Below are 25,070 nucleotides of genomic sequence, written 5' to 3' on the forward strand. Positions count from 1 at the left end.
TTAATCGGGTAATGCATCAGCTGCTTAGCAGCACCAACGGCGCACTCGAGGCCGCCTCATCCAGCGCGATGTAATCGCCAATCGCCACGCTTGTGCCTGTCCATAAGTTGCGATAATGGCGATGGGCGAGTGATTCGGTCAGAACCACTTCGGTTTGCGTCCACTGCGCGTTATCGAAACTCAGGCGCGGCAGGATCACCAGCAACGCGTGGTCGCTGTCCTGACGCGCAAAAGCGATGACTTTCTCCTGATGTTCGCCGCTAACCTGCAGCGGCTGATAATCACCCACGCGGAACAGCTGCGGATAATCGCGGCGCAGATGCAGAAGGCGGGCAATGACCTGTTGTTTCAGTTTGCCGCTCAGCCAGTTTTGCGCATCGTTGAAATCGGGAGATTCAGACTCTGCAAGCTGCTGCTCCAGCAGATCAAAGTCCGGCGTGCGGCGGTTGTCGGGATCGACCAGGCTGAAATCCAGCGCTTCGCTGCCCTGATAGATATCCGGCACGCCCGGCGCGGTGAGTTTGATCACCGTTTGCGTCAGGCTGTTGATCAGTCCGGCCTGAATAAACGGCTGCAACGCGTGGCTGAAGTCGCTGAGAAACTGCTGATTGGCCGGTGAAAGCAGATGGCGTGCGTAATCCAGCACCGCCTTTTCGTAGGCTTCATTGCTCTCTGCCCAGTCGGTGCGCAGCTTGGCTTCGCGTAACGCTTTCTCGACAAAGGGAATAAAGCGTTCTTCAAGTTGGCTGGCATCCTGCGGCTGCAAGGTGGTCGGCCACACGCCGGCTAACGCCTGATACAGCATCCATTCCACCGCCGGTTCCGGTGCGGCGCCATCTTCCAGCTCCACCACCTGCGCCTGATTAATCTGCCGCCAGCGCGTCACGTGTTCCGCCCACAACGCAGGCGCTTCGCTCAGTGTGTACAGCCGCGCACGCGCATCTTCGCCACGCTTGGTGTCGTGGGTTGAAGTGGAAGAGATGCCATCGGGTTGCTGCTGCAGCCGTGTTTGCATCTCGCTGTGGAAATGCGCCAGCGAGAAGGCATGCGGCAGCGGCTCTGCGCCCACTTCATTGATGGCTAACGCGACGTGATTGCGGAAGAACAGCGTGTCTTCCACCGACTTCGCCATCAGCGGTCCGGTCAGTTGCTGGAAGCGCACGCGGAATTCATGCGCCTCTTTTTCGCTCTCTTCGGAAACCGCGCCCAATAGCATCGCCTGCAGCAAACTCAGCACCGTCGGAGACGCGCTGTTTTTCACCCTTTCCAGCACCTGTTGCAGCAGCTCTTCGCCTTCAAGCGGCATGCCATCCTGCTGGCCGTAGGTGCGATACACCGGGAAGGCGATGAGGATTTCCCGCAGCGCGACGTGCAGTTCCGCTTCACCGAGGTTGCGATGTTCGGAAACGGCAATCTGCGTCGCCAGCTTGAGTAAACGCGCAAATTCACCGGCGAAATTGCGATCGACCATCAATTCGCGCGCCACGCGCAGTCCACCCTCAACGTCGTTGGGTTGTCCGGTGGTGGCTTCATAGGCCAGATGCAGGGTATCGATCTGCGAATCATCGACCAGCGCGTGCGACAGCGCAGCAATAAATTCGTAGCCGGTGGTGCCAGAAATCGGCCAGTCGGCAGGAATCTGTTCCCCTTCGGCGAGGATCTTTTCCACCGTGATATAGCAATCCGGGCCGGTGGCCTGGCGCAGCTGACGCAAATAGCCTTGCGGATCGGCAAGGCCATCTACGTGATCGACGCGCAGGCCGCTGACCGCGCCCGAGCGCACCAGCTCGAGAATCAGCTGATGGGAATCGGCAAACACCGCTTCATCCTCAACGCGCACGCCGACTAAACCGGTGATCTCAAAGAAACGGCGATAAGAGAGCTCGCTGCGTGCATCGCGCCAGCTCATCAAGCGCCACGGCTGCTGCTCATGCAGCTCGGCAATCGCTTTAGCATCGGTGATCGCCAGCACCTCGTCAGCGCGATCCTGCCAGCTGGCGGGCGTCAGCGGGTAAAAGCTGTCGTAATAGGCCAGCGCCGGATGGCCGGTTTCCGGATGCGCTTTAATGCTCAGCTCACCTTTTTCCAGCACGTTCTCGAAGCTGTCGCCGAGAAACGGCAGCGTCAGACGGCGCGTCCAGTCAATGTCAAAGTGATTGGCATAGCGGCTGCTCTCGCCATACTCAATCACATCGCGCCACCAGGCATTCTCCAGCGAGGCCGCCATATGGTTTGGCACGATATCGAGAATCAAGCCGATCTCCGCGTCCTGCAACGCTTCAACCAGCCGATTGAAGCCGTCACGCCCGCCAATTGCTGGTTCGATCTCATTGGCATCGGTCACATCGTAACCGTGAGTGGATTCGGCGGTGGCGCTGAAAATCGGCGACGCGTAAAGATGGCTGATGCCAAGGCGTTGCAGATAAGGCACCAGCGCCGCGGCGCGATCAAAGGTCATGCCGTTGCGAAACTGAATGCGGTACGTCGCGGTTGGAATACTCATTTTGTTGCTCCCTGATCCAAACGCACCACAATGGTGTGTTGGGGTAATGCTTCAGTTTCTTGCGGCCAGGCGAAAATCGTGCGGCCTGGCATGGTGGGTAAAGGTTGCGTCTGCTTGCCGATATTCAACGCCAGCGACAGCTCGCCCTGCGGAAAACGCCAGCTGACGGCAACAAAGCCTTCCGCCGTGGCGAGCACCTTGCCACTGTTGCCGCCCGCATCCGCCAGCAGCGGCACGATGTGTTGCTGACGCAGCGCCAGCAACTCGCGCGTTAACGCCAGCCAGCTCTGGCCTGCCGGCGTTTGCAGCGTATTCCAGTCAAGTTTCGAGCGGATGAAGGTCTGTTCCGCATTAGGATCCGGCACTTCTTGGTCATGCCCGGCGTGACCGGTGAACTCCTTCGCGCGGCCTTCACGTACTGCTTTGGCCAAATCGCCATGGAAATCGGTGAAGAACAGGAAGGGATTGGTTTCGCCATACTCTTCGCCCATAAACAGCAGCGGAATGTGTGGCGATAGCAGCAGCGTCGCCAGCAGCACTTTGGTACGATCGCTGCCCGCCAGGCTGATCAAACGATCGCCCTGCGCGCGGTTACCGACCTGATCATGGTTCTGGATGAAATCGACGAATGCCACTGGCGGCTGGCTGGCGCTCGGTACGCCGCGCCGCTGTCCACTCTGCGGCGACAGTTCGCCCTGATAAGCAAAGCCTTCGGTCAGCACGCGCGCCACGCGTTTCTCTGGCACGTCGGCGAAATCTTCGTAATAAGCGTGGGTTTCACCGGTGGCGAATACGTGCACCGCATTGTGGAAATCATCGTTCCACTCGCCAGTAAACAGTGGCGCGTTGCCCTGTTTATCACGCGGATGCAGGAAGATGACGTTGCGGCAATCTTCAGTGGTGAGATGGATAGGGCGCTCGGGAATGGCCTGACGGATGCGTTCGGCAATCTCAATCAGCGCATGCTTGCTGGAGCTATCTTCAATCTGATCGATGGCATCAAAACGCAGGCCATCCAGATTAAACTCCTGCAGCCAGTAGAGCGGCGCTTCGACGATGTAGCGACGCACCGCATCGACATCATAAGCAATGCCTGCGCCCCACGGCGTCATGCGCTCCTGGTGGAAAAACTCCGGCGCCAGTAGCGGCAGATAGTTGCCTTCCGGGCCAAAGTGGTTGAGCACGATATCCAGCACCACCGACAAACCGTGCGCGTGGGCGGCATCGATAAAGGCTTTGAAATCATCCGGCGATCCGTAAGCCGCATGCGGAGCGTAGAGCAACACGCCGTCGTAGCCCCAACCGCGATTGCCGCCGAACTGCGACACCGGCAGCACTTCCAGTTGCGTGATGCCTAACTCAGCCAGCCAAGGCAATTTGGCTATCGCCGCCTGGAATGTGCCTTCGGGCGTGAAGGTACCGATGTGCATTTCATACACCACCGTTTCATGCCACGGACGACCTTGCCATGCGGTGTGCTGCCAGCGATAGCTTTGCGGATCGATAACCAGTGAAGGGCCGTTGACGTCCGCCTTTTGCGCACGTGCGGCGGGATCGGGCACTACCGTGCCATCGTCCAGCACAAAGTTATACTCTGCGCCGGGCGCTACGCCGCTGACTTGCAGCGCAAACCAACCGTCACCTGCGTCGAGCATGGCTGCGTCGTTATCGGCAAGTCTTAAGGTGATGCGCTGTTGCCCAGGTGCCCAAACACGAAAACGGACGCTGTCATCAGCAAGAATTTCAGCGCCCCAGGATTTTTCAAATGATCTGAATTCCATTCAATTGCCTCGTTTAGCCCACGCAGGGGCAATGGACGACATCAAGCGATTCGCTACTGGCTGAAAACGATAAATAATTTGGGATGAAAGTTAGGTCGGACAACAAATCATAGTCGATATTTTGGCGTTTTCTGGCGTGAGGCAGTGGATTTCAGGCGGGTTTCGGAAATTATCTGTTTGAACGCTGATGTGTCACGCTTCGGTTATCCAGATGGTTGAGCGTATGAATGGCTGTTAGGGCTAAATGGCACCCGATTGCGGCGCGTCGTTTTGCACATTAAGCCGCGCCGTAATGGTATGTAAGTTCTAAAAAATCATCCGTAGAATCGATTTTTAGCATTATTTTTGAGCAGCATTTTAATCAATAATCTGACTTTGTCTGTCGCTTGGGAGGTGGCTTGTAACTGCCGTTCAAAATCGCTGATATCGACGACCTCACCCGTATTTGCAAATGTGTAATGATTGTGATGACAATTATCATTGTTTTTGGTCATTTCTTCTGTCCAGTAATGAACGCATTCGCCAGACCAAAAAATCTCATCTTTGAGTTTTGTCGCCGGGTTGCCGCCCCAACAGCTGTTTGAGGGGATGGTTTTACCCGCCACGAGGCTCATCGCACCCACAATACTACCCGAGTGGATAACCGAACCTTTCAAAATCATGGCGTTTTGACCGAGCCAGACATGGTCACCAATATAGATACTTTTGGAATGATTAATTCTGGCGTGATCTTCTTGATTAAAGACTAAATGTGGATCGGCGTTACGCATCCATATACCGAGCGAAATACAACAATCATGTCCTATAAAAATGTGCTTCTCTTCGGAAAGAATGAGTGTCAATTTATCATTGATATAGTTATTTCTTCCCAGATAACAGATGGAGTTCGAGTGAATAACGATCGTCACCGGATAGGGGAAATGGCTTGAGCTTAAATACACTATCGAGTTATTCGCATTAAATTCAATGCTTGAATTATGCAACTTAACGCCGGGTTCGCAGATGAAGATATTTCCTGAGCCAGAGAAAACGATTTTACTGTTGATCATTTCAGGGAGTTCACCGAGGAACATATTTCCCTCGAGCGTCGAAAGTGCTTCTTTTTCCGTAATAACCATCGATGATTAAGCCTAATCAAGCATTGTGAGATACCTGAAAAGCGGCGATCAAAGTTCGAAACTTAAGATGGCACATAAAAAAATGCCAGTCAGCGTTAACTGACTGGCATATCGGTTGCTGAGCCGTTAGGCCGATTTATACTTAACCTTGCGTTTACGCAGCTTATCGAGCAAACGATGCGCTTCTGCTTCCGTCGCCACCGCAGGCGATGAACCTTTCAGCGGTTTACGTGCCGTTTCACTCAAGGTTAATACCGTCAGCAAACCAATAATCCCGGCACCGATCATGTAATACGCCGGCATCAGATTATTGTGCGTGGTATCCACCAGCCATGCAGTGATTAGAGGCGTGGTGCCACCAAACAGTGAAACCGATAAGTTAAAACCAATCGCCAGCGCGCTGTAACGAATATCGGTGACAAACAGCGCCGGTAACGTTGCCGGCATGGTGCCGCTGAAGCAGGTATGCAACAAGCCCAGTATCGCCAATCCGGCAAACACCAGCAGCATGTTGCCAGAACCAATCAGCATGTAGCTCGGGATCGCCAACACAATTAAACCCAGCGCACCCAAACCAATCACCGGGCGGCGGCCAATGCGGTCGGTTAAATGTCCCCACATCAACGTCAGCGGCATCATGATAAACATAATCACCATCACCAACATCAGGCCGGATAATTCACTCATTCCCAGCACACCGGTTAAATAGCTCGGCATGTAGGCAGTCAACATATAGTTGGAGACGTTGAACAGCAGCACCAGACCGATACATTTCAGCAGCGGTTTACGCTGATCGCGCAGCATCTGCCACACGCTCAGGCGCGGTTTGTTGTGCTCCATCTCTTCGCGTTTATCCATGTGATCTTTAAACGCAGGCGTCTCTTCCAGCTTTAAGCGGATATACAAACCGAACAGACCCAACGGCGCAGCAAGGAAGAACGGCACACGCCAGCCCCAATCCATCATGGTTTGATGCGGTAAGAAGGCGATCATCGCGGTGACCAGGCTGGCGCCCAGCAAATAGCCGCCCAGCGTCCCGAACTCAAGGAAACTGCCCATAAAGCCGCGCCGCTTATCGGTGGAGTATTCCGCGATAAAGGTGGCAGCACCGCCATATTCACCGCCGGTAGAGAAACCCTGCAATAAGCGCGCGAGCAGCAGCAGAATTGGCGCGGCGATACCAATGCTGGCGTAGCTCGGAATCAGACCGATACAGAAGGTACCGATCGACATCATGATCATGGTTAACGCCAACACCTTCTGACGGCCAATGCGATCGCCGAGCGGGCCAAACACCATGCCGCCAATCGGACGCACTAAAAATGCCGCAGCAAAGGTACCGAACGAAGCGATCAACTGCGCGGCAGCGCTGGCATCGGCAAAGAACACCTGACCAATGATCACGGCGAGATAGCTGTAGACGCCGAAATCAAACCACTCCATCGCGTTACCCAACGCGGCGGCACTGACCGCGCGTTTGAGTAATTTGTTGTCGATGACGGTGATGTCATCAACGGTTAAACCACTGGATGTGGCTGAAGTATGTGTATCATTTCCTGTGCTCATATATTCCCCAGGTTAGAAAATGGTGCGATCTCATAGCTTTCGCAGCCGTAATTTCTTCAATGGAAAAGAAAGCTATAAGAGGCAGAAGAAGCGCAAACCCTAGTAAAGATTTCTATATCCCGCAAGTTGGCGGGATAAAACACTACTTCATCTGCAGAAATTAATGATTTTAGGCTGGTGGTCGCCCAAAAGGCGACCTGGAGAGTGTGGGGTAATTCAGCCTGGACCTTCACTACCGGCTGCCAGCAGCGGCACAATCACATCGCTGATCGGTGTGGGAATGCCGCGCGCCCGACCATAACGCTGCACCACGCCGTTGCGGATATCCCACTCCAGCGGACGATCGGCCTGGCGATCGGCAAGGATCGAAGTACCTAAATCGCTCGGCGCGCGGTGGAAACGTTCGACAATCTCTTGCGGCACCTCATCTTTTAACGCGGCACCTTCGGCGCGCGCCACCGTCAGGCACTCCTGTAAATAGGCCAGCGCCAGCGCGGTTATATCTTCGCGCTGGAACATGCCCGCACGACGATTCGACAGCACCATCAAACCGGCAACTGCGTTTTGCAGCAGCTTGCGCCAGGCGATGGTAAGAAAATCGGCAGAGAGATCGACTGCGCAGCGCGTGTCTTTTAAGGCCATAACCACACGTTCAGCCTGCGGGGTTTCTGGCAGCGTCAGGCGCGGTTTTTCGCGCAGCCAAACCGAAGCATCCGGTTCGCGCTGGGCCGGGAACCATACCACCGACGGCAGCACGGTTGCGCCATTGACGTAGGGCGCGAGTTGGCTTTTCTGCTCAACGCCATTTTGCAGCGCGCACACCACGGTATTTTCATTGCACAGCGCTGCTAACCACGGCGCGGTGTCTTCAACCTGGGTGGTTTTCACCGCCACAAACACCAGATCGAACGGCTGCGCGATCTCGGCGGGATTGGTGAGCACCGGGCCGGGAACGATAATGTTGCCGCTGTCGTGACGCAGTTCCAGCTGCGGATGTGCGGTACGCCCGCAAATCGTTGGCGTGCGTCCAACTTCATGCAGCGCCGCCGCGATAGTGGTGCCAATCGCGCCCGGTCCAATAAGGGCAATGGTGGGATTCTCAGACATCTTTAAGCTCCTGATTATCAAGTGGCAGATCGTCTCTTCAGCAGCGAAGCATAGCCGGTTACAGCACGGTTATGTGCTTTTTCCGCAGCAGTTGGCACATTTCGTCATCGGGTTGAGTATCAACAATCAACGTACTCGCCAGAGACAGCTCGCCGATGGCAAACGCCGAGGCGGAATTCAGTTTCTCATTCGATACCATCACCACGGTTTCAGCCGCGCGTGCGGAAAGCGCGCGTTTCACACTGGCTTCTTCGTAATTGCCGGTGGTTAATCCTGCGGTTTTGTGTACGCCGGTCACGCCCATGAAGAACAGATCGGCATTAATCCGCGCAATCGCTTCCAGCACCGCCGCACCCACCGCAACCACCGAATGGCGATACAGCAAGCCGCCAATCATGATCACTTCAACCAGCGGATAATCCACCAGCGCCACGGCAATGCTTGGACTGTGCGTCACCACGGTAAAGGCAAGATCCGACGGCAGCAGCTTCACCATCTCGGCGGTGGTGGTACCGCCATCAATAATCACCACCTGATCGGTTTGAATCAGCTGAACCGCTTTCTGCGCGATTAGACGTTTGGAGCTGATCTGCACGCTTTTGCGGGTTTCAAACGGTGCGATAGCCGCAGAAACCGGCAGCGCCCCGCCGTGCACCCGTTGCAGTAAACCTTCGGCGGCTAACTCACGCAGATCGCGGCGAATCGAGTCCTCCGATACCGCAAAACGCTGGCTCAGCTCGCTCGACATCACCTGTTTTTCCTCGAACAGAATGGCGAGGATTTGCTGTTTACGTTGACTGGAGAGCATTATTTTCTCATTCATGTTTTTGCTTGTATCTGCACGATTATGCATGCTAGCGTAGATTTTGTCATCAAACGTCGGGCGAAACGCGCAAAAAAAGCTTGCCCTAAACATCGAATCTCTGGAGAAGCCCAATGTTAATTCTTATCGCAGGACCGGTACGCAGCGGCACCAACGGCAATGAAGTGTTAATTCATGAAAATATTAAGAAATTAGATCAGATTGCTCTGCAGGTCTACCAGCGCGGACATACGCCGGTGATTGGTGAATGGCTGGCGTTGCCACTGGCAAGCGCGGCCGGTTCGCAGAAGATTGGCGATGAAATCAGTGAATCATTTCTCTATCCGGTAGCGCATCGCTTGATTCACTGTTGCGATGCGATCTTGCGCATTCCGGGTGCTTCACAGGGTGCGGATAACGATGTGCGGATTGGCAGGGAAAGGGGGATCGCCATCTTTACCCAGTTGGATGAGATTCCGGTGGTTGAGGCGTAGAAAAGGCGTGGTCGCCATTTATGGCGACCTGCTACGCGTTACACCTGTGCCATACCGCCATCAACAAACAGTTCGGCAGCATTAATAAAGCTGGATGCATCGGACGCCAAAAACGCCACCACTTTACCAATCTCACCCGGTTCGCCGAGGCGACCCAACGGTACCTGCGCTGCTAGCGCATCAAACAATCCCTGACGCTGATCTTCGGATACTAAATCACCTAAACCTGGCGTGCGCACCGGGCCGGGACTAACCACGTTGACGCGAATACCACGATCTTTCACATCCAGCGCCCATGAGCGGGCAAAGTTACGCACTGCGGCTTTACTGGCGCTATATACGCTAAATCCGGCGGTGCCCTGAACCGATGTGGTTGAAGAAGTAAGAATCACCGATGCGTTGTCGCTCAGCAGCGGCAACGCCTTCTGCACGGTAAACAGCACGCCGCGCACGTTGGTGCCAAAGATACGGTCAAAATGCTCTTCGGTGATGGCGCCGAGCGGCAGCATGTCGCCGCCACCGGCGTTGGCGAACAGGATATCAAGGCGGCCCGCTTGTTTGGCGATCTCTGCGTAAACGTTGTCGAGGTCGCTTAGCACCGCAGCATCAGCGCGAATACCGCTGGCGCTGGCACCGATGCTGGCGACTGCCGCATCAAGCTCCGCCTGACGACGACCAGTGATAAACACGCGTGCGCCTTGTGTCGCCAACTCCTGCGCGGATGCCAGACCAATGCCGGTTGTGCCGCCGGTTACCAATGCGATTTTGCCGTTGAGTGCGTTCATGTTTGCTTCTCCAATGGGTGATGAGGTTTTGATGACTGCGTTGCAGTGCATGAGAAGCAATCTATCTTCACGGCGTTTGCTAATAAATGGTGTAAAATCGAAATGACTATTCCTGTGTGTGGATAATTTGATGCAGCGGAAAACAGTATGGATCAGTTAATGGCGATCAAGGCGTTTGCGCGCGTGGTCGAAGCGGGCAACTTTACGCGTGCGGCGGATTCACTCGACATGCCGAACGCTACGCTGAGCAAACTGGTGCAGGAACTGGAAGCGCATCTCGGTATTCGCTTGCTGCAACGCACCACGCGGCGCGTGACGGTGACGCCGGAAGGGCGCGATTACTATGAAAAAGCACTGCGCATCGTGCGGGATTTGGAAGATATCGATCACTCGTTCAATGCGGAAAGCGCCAAACCTGGCGGCTATCTGCGCATCGATATTGGCGGATCAACCGCGCGTGATGTGTTGATTCCGGCGCTGCCTGATTTCATCGCCCGCTATCCGGACATCCGTATCGATCTTGGCGTTGCGGACCGCGCGGTGGATTTGATCAGCGGTAATGTCGATTGCGTGATTCGCGGCGGTCCGCTCAGCGATTCGTCGCTAGTGGCGCGACATCTGGGGGATGCGGAGATGATTACCTGCGCTGCGCCGGGCTATATGAAAACCTACGGCGTGCCAGCTTATCCGCAGGAGCTGAAAAATGGTCATCGCATGGTGAGTTATCTGTCGCCGCAAAGCGGCAGGGCGTTCCCGTTTCGTTTTACGCAAGGCGGCGAGCAGCTGGAGATTAAGAGCGAGCATCGGATCGGCGTTAACGAAAGTAACGCACATCTGGCGGCAGCGGTTGCGGGATTAGGGATTATTCAGACTTTCCGCTACGCAGCGGCGGCAGATTTACAGGCGGGAAAATTGGTCGAGATTCTTGCGGCGTGGCGTCCGGCGAATTATCCGTTTCATGTGGTGTATCCGCAGAACCGCCATCTTACGCAGCGGTTGCGGGTGTTTATTGAGTGGTTGCGGGACGTGTTTCCAGAACGATTAAACGGGACAATGTAGGGTCACCATTCATGGCGACCCCACGGATAATTACAGCGTGCCGGTGCCGCCGTCGGAGCACCAAACCTGGCCGGAAGTGAAGCTGTTTTTCACATCGGCAAAGGTGACGTAGAGCGGGGCAATTTCAGCCGGTTGTCCCGGACGGCCCAGTGGGGCGGATGCACCAAACTTCTCCACTTTCTCTTGCGGCTGTCCGCCACTTACCTGCAGCGCGGTCCAGTATGGACCAGGCGCAACGGCATTAACGCGAATCTGCTCTTTACCCAGCTGTTTTGCCAACGCTTTGGTGAAGGCGACAATCGAGGCTTTGGTCTGCGCATAATCCAGCAATATCGCACTAGGATCATAAGCCTGCACTGAAGAGGTATTGATGATGGAGGAGCCCGCTGGCAGATATTTCAGCGCCGCTTTGGTAATCCAGAACATTGCATAGACGTTGGTTTTGAAGGTGGCGTCAAAGTCTTCAGTGGAAAGCGTGCGGATCGATTCGTTGAACTGCTGACGTCCGGCGTTATTCACCAGAATATCCAATCCGCCCAACTGGTCAGCGGCCTGATCGACCAGCTTCTGGCAGAACGCTTCTGAACGAATGTCGCCCGGGATCGCCACCGCTTTGCGGCCTTCGGCTTCAATCAGTTTCACCACTTCTGCCGCATCGGCTTCTTCTTCCGGCAGGAAGTTAATGGCTACATCGGCACCTTCACGGGCATAAGCAATGGCCACGGCGCGACCAATACCGGAATCGCCGCCGGTGATAAGCGCTTTACGGCCGGTCAATCTGCCGGTACCACGATAGCTGGTTTCACCATGATCGGGACGGGGATCCATTTTGCTCGCCAAACCCGGCATCGGTTGCGTCTGCTTTTTAAAAGGCGGAACCGGATACGCTTCAGTAATTAAGGTTTTTTTGGTGGCTTGCGTTGTCATATATATCTCCTTGTCGCATGAAGTGAATAAATTAAGCCTGGCATAAATGTGATGTTTGTCACGTTAAAAAGTGAGCAATCAGATTTATTAAGACGAAACGGCAAGATCTGGGTGCTATTAATGGAAGGCAGTTACGTAAGGTTATTAACGGTATTTATTTCAGAAGGATAATACTGAATGGGATAATTCTGAGGGCGTCCGTGCCCAGGCGGGTTTCGGGTGTTATGTACTATTTAAAACGTGGTTGGCTACTTCTTGCCGCCTTTCTTACCAGCTTCTGATGCTTTAGCGGGATCGTCTTTGAAACTCCCTCCGCTTTTTTCTCCGCCTTTTTTACCGGCTTCTGATGCTTTCTTTTTATCGTCAGCAAAATTGCCGGAACCGCCTCTATGCTCAGCCATAAAACATCCTCTCGTGAGTTGTTGTTGCATGGCGGAAATAACTGCTTCAACGCCATGCCCGTGCTGCAAATTTAAGATTAGCGAGCTTCAGATTAATCACAAGCGGAGCGGAAGTGATTATTTATCGTTCACCGGCGGGATGTTAATAAAATAAGTACCGCTATAGGGAATCGGTAAGAAATCATGGAAAATCTGCTTTAAGGTCTTTTCAGGTTCTACGTCCGCAAATAGCTGCGGATAGAGTGACTTAGCCATAAATTCTGCCGCCGCGATGTGCCACGGGCTGAGGTAAAAGTTCATCCAGATCACCGCCGAGTGACCATTTTTCAATGCAGATAATTCACGTAAACCCTTTTGCTGCGCCGTCAGCTGTTCAAAACTGCTGATCACGGTTTCTGGCGCCACGTCTGGCCCTAATTTCAGCAAGCCCTGCGAGGCATTATCGCCAAAACCGGTGGCAAAATAGTACTGCGGTCGTGCGGCAATCACGCTTTCTTCACTCAGGCGTCCAAACACGCCGTGCTGCGTTTTATTGGCGATGTTGTCGCCGCCCGCCGCGTTGAGTAATTCGCCGAGGCTGCCGTTGATTGCCGTCACGCAGCACTCGTTACGGCGTCCGAGATGCAGTTGCAGCAGCACCGAAGGCTTTGCACCCTGATACGTGGCTAAGCGTTCACGAATCACCTGCATATGCTGATCGTAAAATTGATTGAACGCCTGCGCGCGTGCTTGCTGATTCAGCACTTCACCAAAAATTTCCACGCTGCGGCGGGTGTTTTTCAGCAGATGCACACGCAAATCGATCTTCACCACCGGGATATGTGCCGCCTTCAGCATGGTGACCAAACGTAAGTCGGCATCATCGTAGCGCGCCAGGCTCGGTAAAATCACCACGTCCGGCTTCAGTGCCAGAATCTGCTCGGGATTGATGGCGTTGGGCCCGCCGGAACCGAGCGACGGGATTTTCAGCATCTGCGGAAACTGGCGGGCAAAACTGTTCCAGGTTTGGCTGTCGTACTTTTTCAGATCCTGCGGCCACGCCACAATATGCTGAAACGGATCGCCCGGCTCGAGCAACGCCAACGTATACAGCATGCGGCTTTCGCCCAGCACGATACGCTGTGGACGATCGGGGATCTCAACGCGAGTGCCGTCAATATCGGTGATGGTTTTCGCCCACGCCGCGCTACTTATTAGAACCAGGAAACCAGCCAAAATCCTGGCGAGCAAGGAAGGCGCACGTCGAGCGCCTGGGGTAAATATCGAATCAGAATTCAACGCTGGCCTCGAGCATCAGGTTGCGGGTTTCTCCTTCACGCACGCGCAGATTGCCGCCGCTGGAGGTGTAATAGTGCTTATTAAACAGGTTGTTCAGATTGAGTTTCAGTTGGGTTTTCTCACCGAACAAATGGTTGTTCCAGGCGATAAAGCTGTCCGCCACCACATAATCGGGCATGTTAAAACTGTTTTCTGGATCGCCTGCGCGCGTTCCCACATAACGCGCGCCGCCGCCCACACGGAAATCTCCCGGCACGCCGGAGATCGCCAGATTATGACTCAGATAGAGCGCGCCAGCGTGGCGGGGCGCGTTTTGCAAACGGTTACCGTTGTTAGCCGCGTTAACGCCATCATCAACAATCTCCGCTTTGTCATAGCTGAAGTTGGCGCTGAGATCCCAGCCCGGCAGCACTTCGCCATTTAACTCAAATTCCGCGCCGCTGGATCGGGCTTTATTGATGGCGCGCGTAGTGCCGTTAATGCTCAGCGACATATCGCGCTCGTCAATGCGATACAGCGCCACGCTGGCAAACAGCTTCGGTGAAATCTGCCATTTGCTGCCCACTTCCCATGTGGTGCCCTGTTCCGGTTTTCCGACGTTGCCGTCATCATCCACATCGGTCGATGGTGTGAAGGATTTACTCACGCTGGTGTAGAGCGAAAAGTCTGGCGTCACTTTGTAGATCAAACCAGCCTGCGGCAGGAATTTGTTGCCATCGCTGTCCAGCGTTTGCACCACCGGATCGAAGCCTTTCGATGCGCGCTGCTCGTAATGCTGATAGCGCCCGCCGAGTACCGCGATCCAGTTATCCGTCAAACTGATGCTGTCTTTGGCATAGATGGAACGGCTGTGCGTGCGATTGAGGTTATTAGCGTTGGCGGTGTTTTCGGTGCTGCTGTTGGTGATTGGCGACAAAATATCATACTGCGGATTGTTGAAGTTAAAACCGGTGTTGGCTTTGCCTTGATACTGATGCGCGCGATAGGTTTGGATCATCTCGTAATCGGTACCCAAAACCACATCGTGCGTCATGCCGAAAACTTGCTGTGAGCCGATCAAGTCCCAGGAAACGTATTTGGTTTTATGGTTAAAACCGCGATTGGCATCGGCGCGACGCGTCACCACGCCGGTGTTGGGATTGACTGCGGTAACGCGCACTTCATTGTTATCGTATTGGCGCTGGTTCCAGCCGAGGGTAACGCGCGTGCTCCAGTCGTCATTAAACTGCCAGTCATAATGGGCGTTGAGGGTTTTGTTGTGGCCCCACGCATGGTTGGCTTTGTCATCCAGGCGATCTTTGTAACCAATATCAATCGGTTTGCCGCTGATAAATGCGGTGCCGCGATCGTAAGGAATGTCGTATTGATAATCAGAATAGCTAATCAGGAAGCTGGCTTGCTCACCAAACCACTGCAGCGAAGGCGCGATCAGCGTGTGCTTTTCAGTGCCAAAATTGCGCCAGTAATCCTGATTCTGTTTTTCCGCAATCAGGCGGAAGGCGAAGCCGTTGCCGAGCGGCCCTGTGATATCCACGGTGCCCGCGCCGCCGCCTTCACTGGAGGTTCTGCCGCTGACTTTGGTGTGCCATACATACTGCGGCTTCTTGCTTATCACATTGATTACGCCACCCGGATTTTGAATGCCGTACAGCAACGATGCTGAGCCTTTCAGCACTTCCACGCGCTCGGTGGTGGCATCAAAGTTCAAACCCTGGCTGCTGCGCACCCCATCGCGATAGATCGAACCATCCGAATTGCTGCCAAAGCCGCGACGTACAAAGCCATCTTCGGTGCCGGCCAGCGTGTTGCCTTCCGTCACGCCGCTGACAAAGCGCATTGCATCGGTAAGACTCGACGCCTGAAAGTCTTCAAGTTGCTGCTGCGTCACCACGCTGACTGACTGCGCCTGGTTAATACGCGGCGTAGACGTTTTACTGCCGACCGAACTATTAGTGACGTTGTCACCTTGTGCGTTCTCTTCCTGCGCTGAAACGGTGAGCGTGCTGCTTTCCTCAGCGGCAAAACTGCTGGCGGAACTCCAGAGGCTAACGCCGTAAATCGCAGCAAGGATGGCTGGATGGCGTTGGGATTTAAAAGTGAAGGGCTTGTTGTTATTCATTCATCATTAACCTGGTGCAATGCAATTGAGAATCATTCAACCATGTTGTAATGTAGTAGTAAATGGAAATAATTTCGAATCTATTACACTTTTATTGGTATAAATTCATTGTCTTACATATTTTATTCTTGGTAGTAATTGCATAATTCACTACAAACCTTCAGTAATAATCTCACTCTTAAAGAGCAACCAGCAGATGAGCAGAAATAGCAGTAAAAGTCGTGTGGATGTTCTGGGTGAACGCTATCGATCGCGCGCGCCGACATTATCATCCAGCCTGCAAGCGGTGGCGCGTTACATCCATGACCACCGCGAAGTGGTTTTGGATGCCACGGCGATGGAAATTGCCGACGCCACCCACACCTCGGATGCCACTGTAGTTCGTGCGGTGCAGGCATTAGGTTTTGCCGGTTTGCGCGATTTGAAAACCACGCTGACCGCCTGGTTTGGCCCGGCGATGAATTCTGAAGAGAAGATGAGCGCCACCGTGGGCGAACTCTCGTGTGATATCAATTCGGGCATCGATTTTGTGCTGAGCGGCCATAAACGCGCCTGCGATGCGTTATCTGAACCGCACAATCGGGAAGCGGTCGCCAAAGCGGTAACACATCTTATAGATGCGCGTCAGGTAGCGCTGTTTGGCATCAATGCTTCGGGGATTTTGGCGGATTACAGTGCGCGTTTGTTCACGCGTATTGGGATTCCGGCGGTGACGCTCAATCGCTCCGGTATTGCGCTGGCGGAAAAGTTGATTGGGCTGCAGCGTGGTGATGTGCTGATTATGATGGCGCAGAAGTCGGCGCACCGTGAAGGCATCACCGCACTGAAAGAGGCGAAACGTCTTGGCATGCCGGTGATTTTGCTGACTAATGCGCTGGATTCAGCTTTCGCTAAACAGGCGGATGTGATTATCAACGTGCCGCGCGGCGGCGAGAATGGTCGCATGCCGCTGCACGGAACGGTGCTGGTGTGTCTGGAGATGCTGATTTTGTCGGTGGCTTCCGCGACCTCATCGCGTACGGTGAAAACCATGAAGCGTATTCAGGACCTCAATCGATCGCTGAAGCCATCCGGCAAAAAGTAAGGCTATTTGCTGGCGCTGTTGTTTACAGCGGCGCGTTTGCCGAAGCCGTTGCTGGTGACCAGCCATACCGCGCAGACAATCAGCAGCGAACCGCTAATAAAGCCCTGATTGATCTCTTCACCCAGCACTAACCAGCCCCATAAAATGCCAAACGGCGGGATCATAAATGTCACGGTCAGCGTGCGCAGCGGACCAATATCGGCGAGCAGGCGAAAGTAGATGATGTAAGCCAGCGCGGTGCAGATAAACCCAATCGCCAGAATGCTGGCCCAGACTTCAGGAATTTGCCAACTTGCCGCTGACGTTTGCGGTGCGCTAAAAGCAAAGATCGGCAGCAGAAAGACTGACGCGCCAAGTTGGGAACCAAAGGCGACTTTGGTGGCATCAAGACCGCCACGTGCACCGATCCAGCGCTTGGTCAGGAAACCGGCAAAACCATAACAGGCGGTAGCGATCAAACAGGCTAATATTCCGCCAATTAACGTGCTGCTGAGATGCGCTTCTCCGGTGGTACTGATGACAATAATTCCACTGAATCCGGCGATCATGCCGATAACTTTATTAACTGTTAGCTTTTCGTCGAAGAAGGCCGCGCCAATAATCACACCCATCAACGGCGTAGTGGCGTTGAGAATCGCCGAATAACCCGCCGGCAACACGCGTGCCGCGAGGCAGTACATCAGGAATGGAATCGCCGAGTTGATAACGCCCAGCAACATCGCCCAGCCCAATTTGCCGTCAAAGCGGCGCGGAATGCGCATCACCGCCATGATAATCATTAAACCCAACATGCCGCAGAATACGCGTAAAAATGCGGTATTCACCGCGCCCAGCGCCGGAACCGCAATGCGCATAAACAGAAAACTGGCACCCCAAATCGCCGCTAAAATTAGCAGCCGCAACAAATCCGATGTTCGCATAGGTTTCACAATTGTTAAGAAAGAGTCGCGCACAGAATAGCAAACAACCCACTCCGTAGGGTCGCCATTAATGGCGACCGATGTCGCTGTGCAGAAAATTTTTCTTATGTTGTGATCATCAGGTAGTATTTAGGAATTGATCATTTCCTAAATATGCGGAGAGCGAAAATGTCAGCATCAGTTATCAAGCACGCGCCGGGCTGGACGCAGCCATTCAACGAGTTAGAGGGATTTTCCCATCATTACGCCACCGTTGACGGCGTGCGTTTGCATTACGTCAGCGGCGGCAATGCAAATGGAGAAACGTTGCTGCTGCTGGCGGGATTTCCGCAAAGCTGGTTCGCCTGGCGCCAGGTGATGGCGCTGCTGGGCGATCGCTATTTCATTATCGCACCGGATTTACCCGGTCAAGGCGACTCGGATAAACCGCTCAGCGGCTACGACACCACATCGCTGGCGCAGAATGTACAGGGCTTGATGCAGCAATTGGGTCATGAAAGCTATTACCTCGCCGCGCACGACGTCGGCGCGTGGGTTGCCTGGCCGTATGCCACATTGTTTAGCGATCAGGTGAAAAAGCTGGCGCTGCTCGATGCCGGCATTCCTGGTGTCACTTTGCCAGAATCGCTGCCCGCCACGCCGGATAAAGCGTGGAAAACCTGGCATTTCGCGTTTCATCTCTTACCGGATTTGCCGGAAGCACTTATAGAAGGGCGCGAAGCAATCTACCTGGAATGGTTCCTGAAACGCAAAGCGGCCAGCCCGATGGTGTTTGGCGATGAAGACATGGCGGAATATACCCGTTTGTTACAGCAGAAGGGCGCAATACGCGCCGGAATGGCCACTTATCGTGAAGTGACGGTTTCGGCGGCGCAAAACCGAACGTTGCTTCGTGAACGCGGTAAATTAGCCTTGCCGTTACTGGCGATCAGCGCCGATCAGGGTTCGATTCCGGATATGGCGTTGCCGTTGCACGAGTTCGCGGCGGATGTGACGGGAATTAAAATAGCGCACTGCGGTCACTTCATCCCGGATGAGCAACCGCAGGCGCTGGCCGATGCGCTGCACGAGTTTTTTAATTAAACGTAGGGTCGCCATTCATGGCGTAATACCGCTCAGTTAAGCGCGGAGCGACTTTCGTTCGCCCTGTGCTGAGGCAGTTGCAGCACCTTCGTGCGGCGATCGAGCAGAGGACGCCTGGCCGCGCCCTCTGCACTCCCGGGCCCTGCGCCAGCCCAACCCGCCGCTGCGCGGTACCTTCACTCATTCACGATTCCTGACGGACCGGTGGCGATTCGCTCCTGCTCAGCGCCACCTCTCGCCGCATCCATGCGGCTCGCCCTGGAATCCCTCATTCGCTCAGCGGGTTAGGATGTCGCCTCAACACCCGCGCTGCAGCAACTGTGCATTTTCCTGATTCACCATCGCTACAAACCCCGTAGGGTCGCCATTCATGGCGACCTGGTGCGCATGAATGCGCACCCTACGAAAAAACAATCCAGGCACCGTCATCACAGGCGGCGGTGTTGGGCGCCATCCGCAGTGCCGAACGCAGAGTGACGGCCAGGATGAGCCGACAGGACGTCGGTGAAAGCGCGGCATGAGCCAGGAAGGCGAATCCGCGTGGTCCGTCAGGACGGAGCGATAAGCGAGGGAACAGCGAGGACGGCGCAAGGCGCGGATTGCTAAGGTCCGCGCCTTCGGACCTTAGCCCGGCCGCCTACTTCTAGTATTCTGAAACTGTCAGATGCTTAGCGGGCGGAACTTCTGCGATGCCAGTACACTGCTTATCTGACAAGCATTACGCCATTCATGGCGACCAAAACCCAGCTCAATCAAAACGACATCGTCACACCGGCATAATATGCTCGGCCCGGCTCGTTATAGGTCGACGCACCTGAATTCTCGCGGTAAATGCGTTTATCAAACAGGTTGTTGATACCGGCATTGGCGCGCAGGTTTTTGCTGATGTCGTAATTGACGTTCAAACCAAACACCGAATACGGGCTGATTTCCTGCGTTGTCATGTTCGAGGTATCGATATTGGTCTCTGCATTTTGACGCGGTTTCTGGCGGCCATACTGCGTCCAGTTGATGTTGGCGCTGAGATCCTGCGTCGCTTGCCACTCCAGCTGCGAGTTGATAGTGAATTCCGGGATCACGGACAGCGGATTGCCGGTTTCCTTACTTTCGGAGCGGAACATGTAGGTAGCGTTGGAGCGCCATTCCAGCGTATCGGCAATTAAAGGAATGGTCAGATTACCTTCCAGTCCTTCCACGATCGCTTTGCCGCCGTTTTCCCAGCGCAATACGTTATAAACCGGTCGCGTGCTGGAATACACCGGCTCGGTGCCCGACACAATTTTGTTTTTGTAGTCATTGCGGAACCAGGTGATGCCCGCGACGTAGCCTTCGTTGCTGAATTCCAGACCAATCTCTTTGTTGACGCTGGTTTCGGCATCGAGATCGTCGTTACCCAGCAGATAACATTGGCTGAGACCAATCGGGCAGCCGTTGCCACGCGTCGAGAGCAGATAACCCGGCGTTGACTGATAGAGGTTCGGCGCTTTAAACACCCGCGCAATACCGGCTTTCAGGGTGAAGTAGTCGCCTAACCCTTGTGAAACGTTCAGGCTTGGGCTCCAGTTGGCACCAAACTGATCGTGATAATCAAAGCGCAGGCCTGGGATCACTTCGGTGGTATCGGTGGCAGCAATGTTGTCTTCGAAGAACAGAGAACTGATGGTAGCGCTGTTCTTACTGCTGCGCTGCGACGGATCGCCAGAGCTGCCTGGCAGATTGACGCCGCTCGCGTTGGACGCCAGCATTGATGCCGGATCGTTCAGCTCGTCGCGGTTCCACTCCGCGCCCAGCGTCACGGTTTGATCAACCAGCAGCTGCAACGGGAAGTTGATCTCTCCGCCCGCGCGATAGCTTTCCAAACGGCTGGTAGCGTACGTATCGCTGTTGATCATCCCTTCGGTACGACCAGCAGTGCCTTCCTGCAGACGCGTGTTATTGGTTTTCTCGTAGTTGAAGTTGAGCTTCGAGGTTCCCCAATCCCAGATTCCGTTGTGCGCAATGCCGTAGGTTTGGCGATACATGCGGTTCGTTTCATCGCCGTACAGCGATTCGACTAAACCGTCGGTGCTGGCGTTGCTGTTACTGTTTTGCGTATCACCGGCGTAAATGTTGCCCTGACGGCTGTAGCCGTAAGAGAAGTCGACAATTTGCAGCGGCGTGATTTTCCACGACAGCACGGTATTGATGTCTTTATTGCGCACGCCTTCACGGCCCGCCGCGTAAGAACCGTTTTCGGCGGTGTTGATATCGAACGCATCGGCATCGGTACGGTTAATATTGCCGTACAGACGCATGGTCAAGGCATCACCGGCCAGCGGGCCGCTGAGATTGAAGTTAGCGCGTCGCGTATCGCCTTCTTTATCGTTTTCCGGCTGGCTGGTGTAGAGCGACAGCGAGCCGTGCCAGTCATTGGTTGGACGCTTGGTAATGATATTCACCACGCCGCCTGCCGCGCCAGAACCGTAACGTGCAGCGGCTGGGCCACGAATCACTTCAATGCGCTCCACCATTTCCGCTGGCACCCAATTGGTATCGCCGCGTGAATCACGCTCGCCGCGCCAGCTGTAACGCACTGAGTTACGCGAAGAAACCGGCACGCCATCGATCATGACCAAGGTGTTTTCCGGGCCCATGCCACGGATATCAATTTGACGGTTATTGCCGCGGCTGCCGCTGGCACCGTTACCGGTGAGGTTTACGCCGGGCATTTTGCGGATGATGTCGGATAGATCGTTAACAGGGGGATTTTTCTTGATGTCTTCAGCCGTAATGGTGGACACGCCCGGTTGCTGTTTGAGCTCCTGCTCGGCGGTGACGATCATTGATTCATCGTCAGCCAGCTTTTCTGTGGTTTCAGCTGCAAAGGCTGGCGACGTTAGCATTCCCGCTAAAAAAAGCGCAATTGGACGCTTTTTGCCACGCATGGTTACATTCACTTAAGTTTTCTCCCTGTTAAGTTAACAATTGTAAGTAAATGCGCATGATAATGATAACGTTTCTCATTGTCTATTCAGCGAGACGGCAACAAGCCTGACAATACAAACCTTTACAAAGGATTTTCCGTTGCGGAGTACGCGTTGCGGGGAAGGGAACGCCTAAATTGCTTAGATGAATCCGTTATGAGTAAGAAGAAATGTATCGATGAATATTGGATAAGCAGGCTATTGATTCATTAGCAAATTCTGAATTCTGTTGAGTCTTGGATGCCAAACTGGTGCGGAAATCCCGCCTTGCAACCGTGCTTGCGGCTATTGCCATATTTCGGCAATAGATATGTTTTTTTCGCATTTGTGATTGTTATCTATCTTCCAGAGAATGTTCAGCGGGACGTTCTGAGGATGACAATTCCTTCCGCCACGCGCCTTTCGCGCGAGGTGAGTCAGGAGACAAAACCATCGCTACCTCAACGCCTTTTCCCTGTGGGGAAACTTTTTATAAATCAGGAGAAAGGTTCCAGTGAAATTCGCCAAAGGCATGACAATTCTTGCGCTCGCGCTGAGTGCACACACCGCGTTCGCCGCCGATGAATCCGTCCCAACTGACAGCTCAATCCACGTGCAGGCCGATCCCGCGCTGAAAAGTTTGCTGCCGGCGGATGTGGTGAAACGTGGCTACATTGTTGCCGGAACCAACCCCAACACGCCGCCAACCACCTTCTATAAAGAAGACAACAAAACCTTGGCCGGTCGTGAAATCGATATCATGAATGCCGTGGGCGAACGCTTGGGAATCCAGGTTCAGTGGCGCGACACCGGCGGATTCGACAACATCATTCCTGGCCTGAAAACCGGTCGTTACGATGTGGCGCTCTCCAACATCAACGCCACGCCAGCGCGTGCCAAAATCATCGACTTCGTCGGTTACTACGATGCCAGCCGCCTCGGCATTATCTCGCGTAAAGATGCCAACATCGCACCATTCAAAGAACTGGCTGACGTATGCGGTAAAGAAGTGGGTGCCGGTTCCGGTACCACGCAGGTCACGCGCCTTGAAGACGCCAGCAAAGCCTGTGAAGCGGCGGGTAAAAAGCCAATCAAAGTCTCCGTCTTCCCGGATCGTCCAGCTGGTGTGCAGGCGGTGGTAAGCGGTCGCGTGCCGATGTTCCTTGGCCCGTATGAAGGCTTGCTGTGGCAGGTGAAAGTGATCAAACCGCTGACCATGAGCGGCGAAATCACCGTACACGATGCGCCAGTTTCCGTTGCGTTCCCGAAAGATTCTGCGCTGGAGCCCGCCGTGCAGGCCGCGCTGAACTCGCTGATCAAAGATGGCAGCTACAACAAGATCCTCGACAACTGGGGCATCGGCTTTGGCGCTGTTAAAGAAGCCAAACGCAATCAGGAAATCTTTCAATGAGTGATTTTCACGACCACACCGGCGATTTGAAAATCGTCGGCAAACGTTACTACGGACGCTGGCTGAGTGCGCTGGTGGTGCTGTTGTGCGTGGTGGCGATGGCGAACTCGATGATTAACAATCCACGCTTCGAATGGAGCGTGATTGCGGAGAACTTTACCGGCGAATCGATCCTGCAAGGCGTATTAATGACGCTGCAGCTCACCGCGATCTCTGTGGTGCTGGGTTTTGCTTTTGGTACGGTGCTGGCCCTGATGCGCCTCTCCTCCAATCCGGTACTGGTGGGGGTGAGCTGGTTTTATACCTGGTTCTTCCGTGGTGTGCCGATGCTGGTGCAACTGTTCCTGTGGTACAACATCGCGGCGCTTTATCCCACCATCGCCTTGTCGATTCCGGGCCTCGGCGAAATCTGGAGCACGCAATCTAATGCGTTAGTCAGCCCATTCAGTGCGGCGGTGATCGCGCTGGTGATGCACCAATCCGCTTATGCCGCTGAAATTGTGCGTGCCGGTATCCAGAGCGTCGGCAACGGCCAACTGGAAGCCGCGCGTGCGCTTGGCTATCGCCCTTCACAGATTTTCCGTCACACCGTGCTACCGCAGGCGATGCGCGCCATCATGCCGCCAGCCGGCAACGAAATCATTGGTCAGCTTAAAACCACGGCGGTGGTGTCCGTGATCTCGCTGCAGGACGTGCTGTTCTCGGCGCAGATTATTTACCAGCGCACCTATGAAGTGATTCCGCTGCTGCTGGTGGCAACCTTGTGGTATCTGCTGATGACCTCGGTGCTGTCAGTCGGTCAGTTCTATGTGGAACGCTATTTTGGGCGTGGCGTCACACGCCGGGAAAAACGCAGTTTGCTGAAATCGCTGCCGGGTTTTTCAGCGGCGAAAGCAGAAAGGAGCGTCAGCAATGGGTGAGGCGATCGCATTACGTAAAGTCACCAAACGCTTCTCTGGCGTCACCATTCTAGATGAAGTGAACCTGGATATTCCTGCCGGTTCAGTCACGGTGATCCTTGGGCCATCCGGTTCCGGGAAATCCACGCTGCTGCGCTGCATTAACCATCTGGAAAAACTGGATGGCGGCACCATTCGCATCGGCGGCGAGATCATCGGCTACAAGCAGAAAGGCCAGGCGCTGCACGAGTTAAGCAGCGGTGAGGTTGCGCGTCAGCGTGCCGAAATCGGCATGGTGTTCCAGCAGTTTAACCTGTTCCCGCACCGCACCGTATTGCAGAACATTGTGGATGCGCCGATGCGCGTGAAGAAGCAGAGCCGTCAGCAGGCGACCAGCAAAGCGCTGTCGCTGCTGAAGCAAGTGGGTTTGTCAGGCCGCGAAGAAGAGTGGCCGCAGAATCTCTCCGGCGGACAGCAGCAGCGTGTGGCGATTGCTCGCGCGCTGGCGATGGATCCCGGCGTGATGCTGTTTGATGAACCGACGTCAGCGCTCGACCCCGAACTGGTTGGCGAAGTGCTGCAGGTGATTAAACAGCTGGCGCACTCTGGCATCACCATGGTGGTGGTCACCCACGAGATTGGTTTTGCGCGCGAGGTAGCCGACAACATTGTGTTTATGGAAAGCGGCAAAATCGTGGCGGCGGGGCCAACCCAGCAAGTGCTCGACGACCCGGAAAACGGGCGCGTAAGAAACTTTATTGCAACGGTGCTTTAAGCACCGTTTTTCTTTT

General features: G+C 54.4%; 20 protein-coding genes. 7 read left to right on the forward strand and 13 right to left on the reverse strand.

From position 1 onward, the window contains the following. Window positions 1–16: 16 nt before the first annotated feature. The 6 genes from treY to AC6I8A_RS20435 all read right to left on the reverse strand — a co-directional run bounded on the left by treY (window position 17) and on the right by AC6I8A_RS20435 (window position 8,898). Window positions 17–2,503, reverse strand: coding sequence for a malto-oligosyltrehalose synthase (treY, locus tag AC6I8A_RS20410; RefSeq protein ID WP_497819046.1), 2,487 nt, complete (start codon window positions 2,501–2,503; stop codon window positions 17–19). Beyond that, entirely contained in the window at window positions 2,500–4,284 is a 1,785-nt protein-coding gene (treZ, locus tag AC6I8A_RS20415; RefSeq protein ID WP_256698860.1) for a malto-oligosyltrehalose trehalohydrolase, read from the reverse strand. Before treZ ends, treY begins: the two co-directional genes overlap by 4 nt. A 314-nt stretch (window positions 4,285–4,598) precedes the next feature. Continuing rightward, on the reverse strand, window positions 4,599–5,402 hold the full coding sequence (locus AC6I8A_RS20420) for an acyltransferase (RefSeq protein WP_497819047.1): 804 nt from the start codon (window positions 5,400–5,402) through the stop codon (window positions 4,599–4,601). 126 nt (window positions 5,403–5,528) lie between these two features. Further along, entirely contained in the window at window positions 5,529–6,968 is a 1,440-nt protein-coding gene (gene proP / locus AC6I8A_RS20425; protein ID WP_497819048.1) for a glycine betaine/L-proline transporter ProP, read from the reverse strand. A gap of 216 nt (window positions 6,969–7,184) precedes the next feature. After that, complete coding sequence (locus AC6I8A_RS20430) at window positions 7,185–8,075, reverse strand: oxidoreductase (RefSeq protein ID WP_497819049.1); 891 nt, start codon at window positions 8,073–8,075, stop codon at window positions 7,185–7,187. Between the two features lie 58 nt (window positions 8,076–8,133). Next, the gene (locus AC6I8A_RS20435) at window positions 8,134–8,898 is read right to left on the reverse strand and encodes a DeoR/GlpR family DNA-binding transcription regulator (RefSeq protein WP_497819050.1); all 765 of its coding nucleotides are present in this window, start codon (window positions 8,896–8,898) and stop codon (window positions 8,134–8,136) included. A 113-nt stretch (window positions 8,899–9,011) separates the two neighbouring features. Here AC6I8A_RS20435 and AC6I8A_RS20440 point away from each other — a divergent pair, with 113 nt between their 5' ends. Beyond that, complete coding sequence (locus AC6I8A_RS20440; RefSeq protein WP_436333435.1) at window positions 9,012–9,371, forward strand: NUDIX hydrolase; 360 nt, start codon at window positions 9,012–9,014, stop codon at window positions 9,369–9,371. Between the two features lie 38 nt (window positions 9,372–9,409). On the opposite strand, the gene AC6I8A_RS20445 is transcribed toward AC6I8A_RS20440, so the two are convergent. Then, window positions 9,410–10,156, reverse strand: a complete 747-nt coding sequence (locus AC6I8A_RS20445) for an SDR family NAD(P)-dependent oxidoreductase (RefSeq protein WP_497819051.1) — start codon at window positions 10,154–10,156, stop codon at window positions 9,410–9,412. 147 nt (window positions 10,157–10,303) lie between these two features. Between AC6I8A_RS20445 and AC6I8A_RS20450 the strand changes: the two genes are divergently transcribed. Next, window positions 10,304–11,215: a LysR family transcriptional regulator gene (locus AC6I8A_RS20450; protein WP_497819052.1), complete on the forward strand. Its 912-nt coding sequence runs from the start codon at window positions 10,304–10,306 to the stop codon at window positions 11,213–11,215. A gap of 30 nt (window positions 11,216–11,245) precedes the next feature. Here the strand turns inward: AC6I8A_RS20450 and AC6I8A_RS20455 are convergent, their stop codons facing one another. From AC6I8A_RS20455 to AC6I8A_RS20470, 4 genes are all read right to left on the reverse strand, one after another. Next, window positions 11,246–12,142 carry an SDR family oxidoreductase gene (locus AC6I8A_RS20455; RefSeq protein WP_265302871.1) on the reverse strand — a complete coding sequence of 299 codons (897 nt, stop codon included), beginning with the start codon at window positions 12,140–12,142 and terminating at the stop codon, window positions 11,246–11,248. 248 nt (window positions 12,143–12,390) lie between these two features. Further along, window positions 12,391–12,543 carry a con-10 family general stress protein gene (locus AC6I8A_RS20460; RefSeq protein ID WP_101761338.1) on the reverse strand — a complete coding sequence of 51 codons (153 nt, stop codon included), beginning with the start codon at window positions 12,541–12,543 and terminating at the stop codon, window positions 12,391–12,393. A 117-nt stretch (window positions 12,544–12,660) separates the two neighbouring features. Then, a complete protein-coding gene (locus AC6I8A_RS20465) occupies window positions 12,661–13,773 on the reverse strand; it encodes an ABC transporter substrate-binding protein (protein ID WP_497819053.1) in 1,113 nt (370 codons plus the stop codon). A 37-nt stretch (window positions 13,774–13,810) separates the two neighbouring features. After that, a complete protein-coding gene (locus AC6I8A_RS20470) occupies window positions 13,811–15,940 on the reverse strand; it encodes a TonB-dependent siderophore receptor (RefSeq protein ID WP_497819054.1) in 2,130 nt (709 codons plus the stop codon). A gap of 196 nt (window positions 15,941–16,136) precedes the next feature. Between AC6I8A_RS20470 and AC6I8A_RS20475 the strand changes: the two genes are divergently transcribed. Continuing rightward, window positions 16,137–17,024 (forward strand): MurR/RpiR family transcriptional regulator, encoded by an 888-nt coding sequence (locus AC6I8A_RS20475; RefSeq protein ID WP_497819055.1) that lies wholly within the window; start codon window positions 16,137–16,139, stop codon window positions 17,022–17,024. Between the two features lie 2 nt (window positions 17,025–17,026). Here AC6I8A_RS20475 and AC6I8A_RS20480 read toward each other — a convergent pair whose 3' ends face one another. After that, window positions 17,027–17,944 (reverse strand): DMT family transporter, encoded by a 918-nt coding sequence (locus AC6I8A_RS20480; RefSeq protein ID WP_293794086.1) that lies wholly within the window; start codon window positions 17,942–17,944, stop codon window positions 17,027–17,029. Between the two features lie 168 nt (window positions 17,945–18,112). Here AC6I8A_RS20480 and AC6I8A_RS20485 point away from each other — a divergent pair, with 168 nt between their 5' ends. Beyond that, window positions 18,113–19,027, forward strand: coding sequence for an alpha/beta fold hydrolase (locus tag AC6I8A_RS20485; RefSeq protein ID WP_497819056.1), 915 nt, complete (start codon window positions 18,113–18,115; stop codon window positions 19,025–19,027). Window positions 19,028–19,779: 752 nt separating this feature from the next. On the opposite strand, the gene AC6I8A_RS20490 is transcribed toward AC6I8A_RS20485, so the two are convergent. After that, window positions 19,780–21,951, reverse strand: a complete 2,172-nt coding sequence (locus AC6I8A_RS20490; protein ID WP_497819338.1) for a TonB-dependent siderophore receptor — start codon at window positions 21,949–21,951, stop codon at window positions 19,780–19,782. A 532-nt stretch (window positions 21,952–22,483) separates the two neighbouring features. Between AC6I8A_RS20490 and AC6I8A_RS20495 the strand changes: the two genes are divergently transcribed. From AC6I8A_RS20495 to AC6I8A_RS20505, 3 genes are read left to right on the forward strand one after another with little or no spacing between them, the layout of a single operon-like run. After that, complete coding sequence (locus tag AC6I8A_RS20495; protein ID WP_293794082.1) at window positions 22,484–23,380, forward strand: ABC transporter substrate-binding protein; 897 nt, start codon at window positions 22,484–22,486, stop codon at window positions 23,378–23,380. Further along, window positions 23,377–24,300 (forward strand): amino acid ABC transporter permease, encoded by a 924-nt coding sequence (locus AC6I8A_RS20500; protein ID WP_256698846.1) that lies wholly within the window; start codon window positions 23,377–23,379, stop codon window positions 24,298–24,300. The genes AC6I8A_RS20495 and AC6I8A_RS20500 overlap by 4 nt, the downstream gene beginning before the upstream one ends. Beyond that, window positions 24,293–25,054, forward strand: a complete 762-nt coding sequence (locus AC6I8A_RS20505) for an amino acid ABC transporter ATP-binding protein (protein ID WP_061719602.1) — start codon at window positions 24,293–24,295, stop codon at window positions 25,052–25,054. Before AC6I8A_RS20500 ends, AC6I8A_RS20505 begins: the two co-directional genes overlap by 8 nt. Window positions 25,055–25,070 lie beyond the last annotated feature (16 nt).

The sequence above is a fragment of the Pantoea sp. X-Soil-ISGK-275 genome, assembly GCF_059730795.1.

Excerpts from the sequence above, each read along its gene's own strand:
- treY (WP_497819046.1), bottom strand. The coding sequence starts at position 2,503 with ATGAGTATTCCAACCGCGACGTACCGCATTCAGTTTCGCAACGGCATG.
- treZ (WP_256698860.1), bottom strand. The coding sequence starts at position 4,284 with ATGGAATTCAGATCATTTGAAAAATCCTGGGGCGCTGAAATTCTTGCT.
- AC6I8A_RS20420 (WP_497819047.1), bottom strand. The coding sequence starts at position 5,402 with ATGGTTATTACGGAAAAAGAAGCACTTTCGACGCTCGAGGGAAATATG.
- proP (WP_497819048.1), bottom strand. The coding sequence starts at position 6,968 with ATGAGCACAGGAAATGATACACATACTTCAGCCACATCCAGTGGTTTA.
- AC6I8A_RS20430 (WP_497819049.1), bottom strand. The coding sequence starts at position 8,075 with ATGTCTGAGAATCCCACCATTGCCCTTATTGGACCGGGCGCGATTGGC.
- AC6I8A_RS20435 (WP_497819050.1), bottom strand. The coding sequence starts at position 8,898 with ATGAATGAGAAAATAATGCTCTCCAGTCAACGTAAACAGCAAATCCTC.
- AC6I8A_RS20440 (WP_436333435.1), top strand. The coding sequence starts at position 9,012 with ATGTTAATTCTTATCGCAGGACCGGTACGCAGCGGCACCAACGGCAAT.
- AC6I8A_RS20445 (WP_497819051.1), bottom strand. The coding sequence starts at position 10,156 with ATGAACGCACTCAACGGCAAAATCGCATTGGTAACCGGCGGCACAACC.
- AC6I8A_RS20450 (WP_497819052.1), top strand. The coding sequence starts at position 10,304 with ATGGATCAGTTAATGGCGATCAAGGCGTTTGCGCGCGTGGTCGAAGCG.
- AC6I8A_RS20455 (WP_265302871.1), bottom strand. The coding sequence starts at position 12,142 with ATGACAACGCAAGCCACCAAAAAAACCTTAATTACTGAAGCGTATCCG.
- AC6I8A_RS20460 (WP_101761338.1), bottom strand. The coding sequence starts at position 12,543 with ATGGCTGAGCATAGAGGCGGTTCCGGCAATTTTGCTGACGATAAAAAG.
- AC6I8A_RS20470 (WP_497819054.1), bottom strand. The coding sequence starts at position 15,940 with ATGAATAACAACAAGCCCTTCACTTTTAAATCCCAACGCCATCCAGCC.
- AC6I8A_RS20475 (WP_497819055.1), top strand. The coding sequence starts at position 16,137 with ATGAGCAGAAATAGCAGTAAAAGTCGTGTGGATGTTCTGGGTGAACGC.
- AC6I8A_RS20480 (WP_293794086.1), bottom strand. The coding sequence starts at position 17,944 with ATGCGAACATCGGATTTGTTGCGGCTGCTAATTTTAGCGGCGATTTGG.
- AC6I8A_RS20485 (WP_497819056.1), top strand. The coding sequence starts at position 18,113 with ATGTCAGCATCAGTTATCAAGCACGCGCCGGGCTGGACGCAGCCATTC.
- AC6I8A_RS20490 (WP_497819338.1), bottom strand. The coding sequence starts at position 21,951 with ATGCGTGGCAAAAAGCGTCCAATTGCGCTTTTTTTAGCGGGAATGCTA.
- AC6I8A_RS20500 (WP_256698846.1), top strand. The coding sequence starts at position 23,377 with ATGAGTGATTTTCACGACCACACCGGCGATTTGAAAATCGTCGGCAAA.
- AC6I8A_RS20505 (WP_061719602.1), top strand. The coding sequence starts at position 24,293 with ATGGGTGAGGCGATCGCATTACGTAAAGTCACCAAACGCTTCTCTGGC.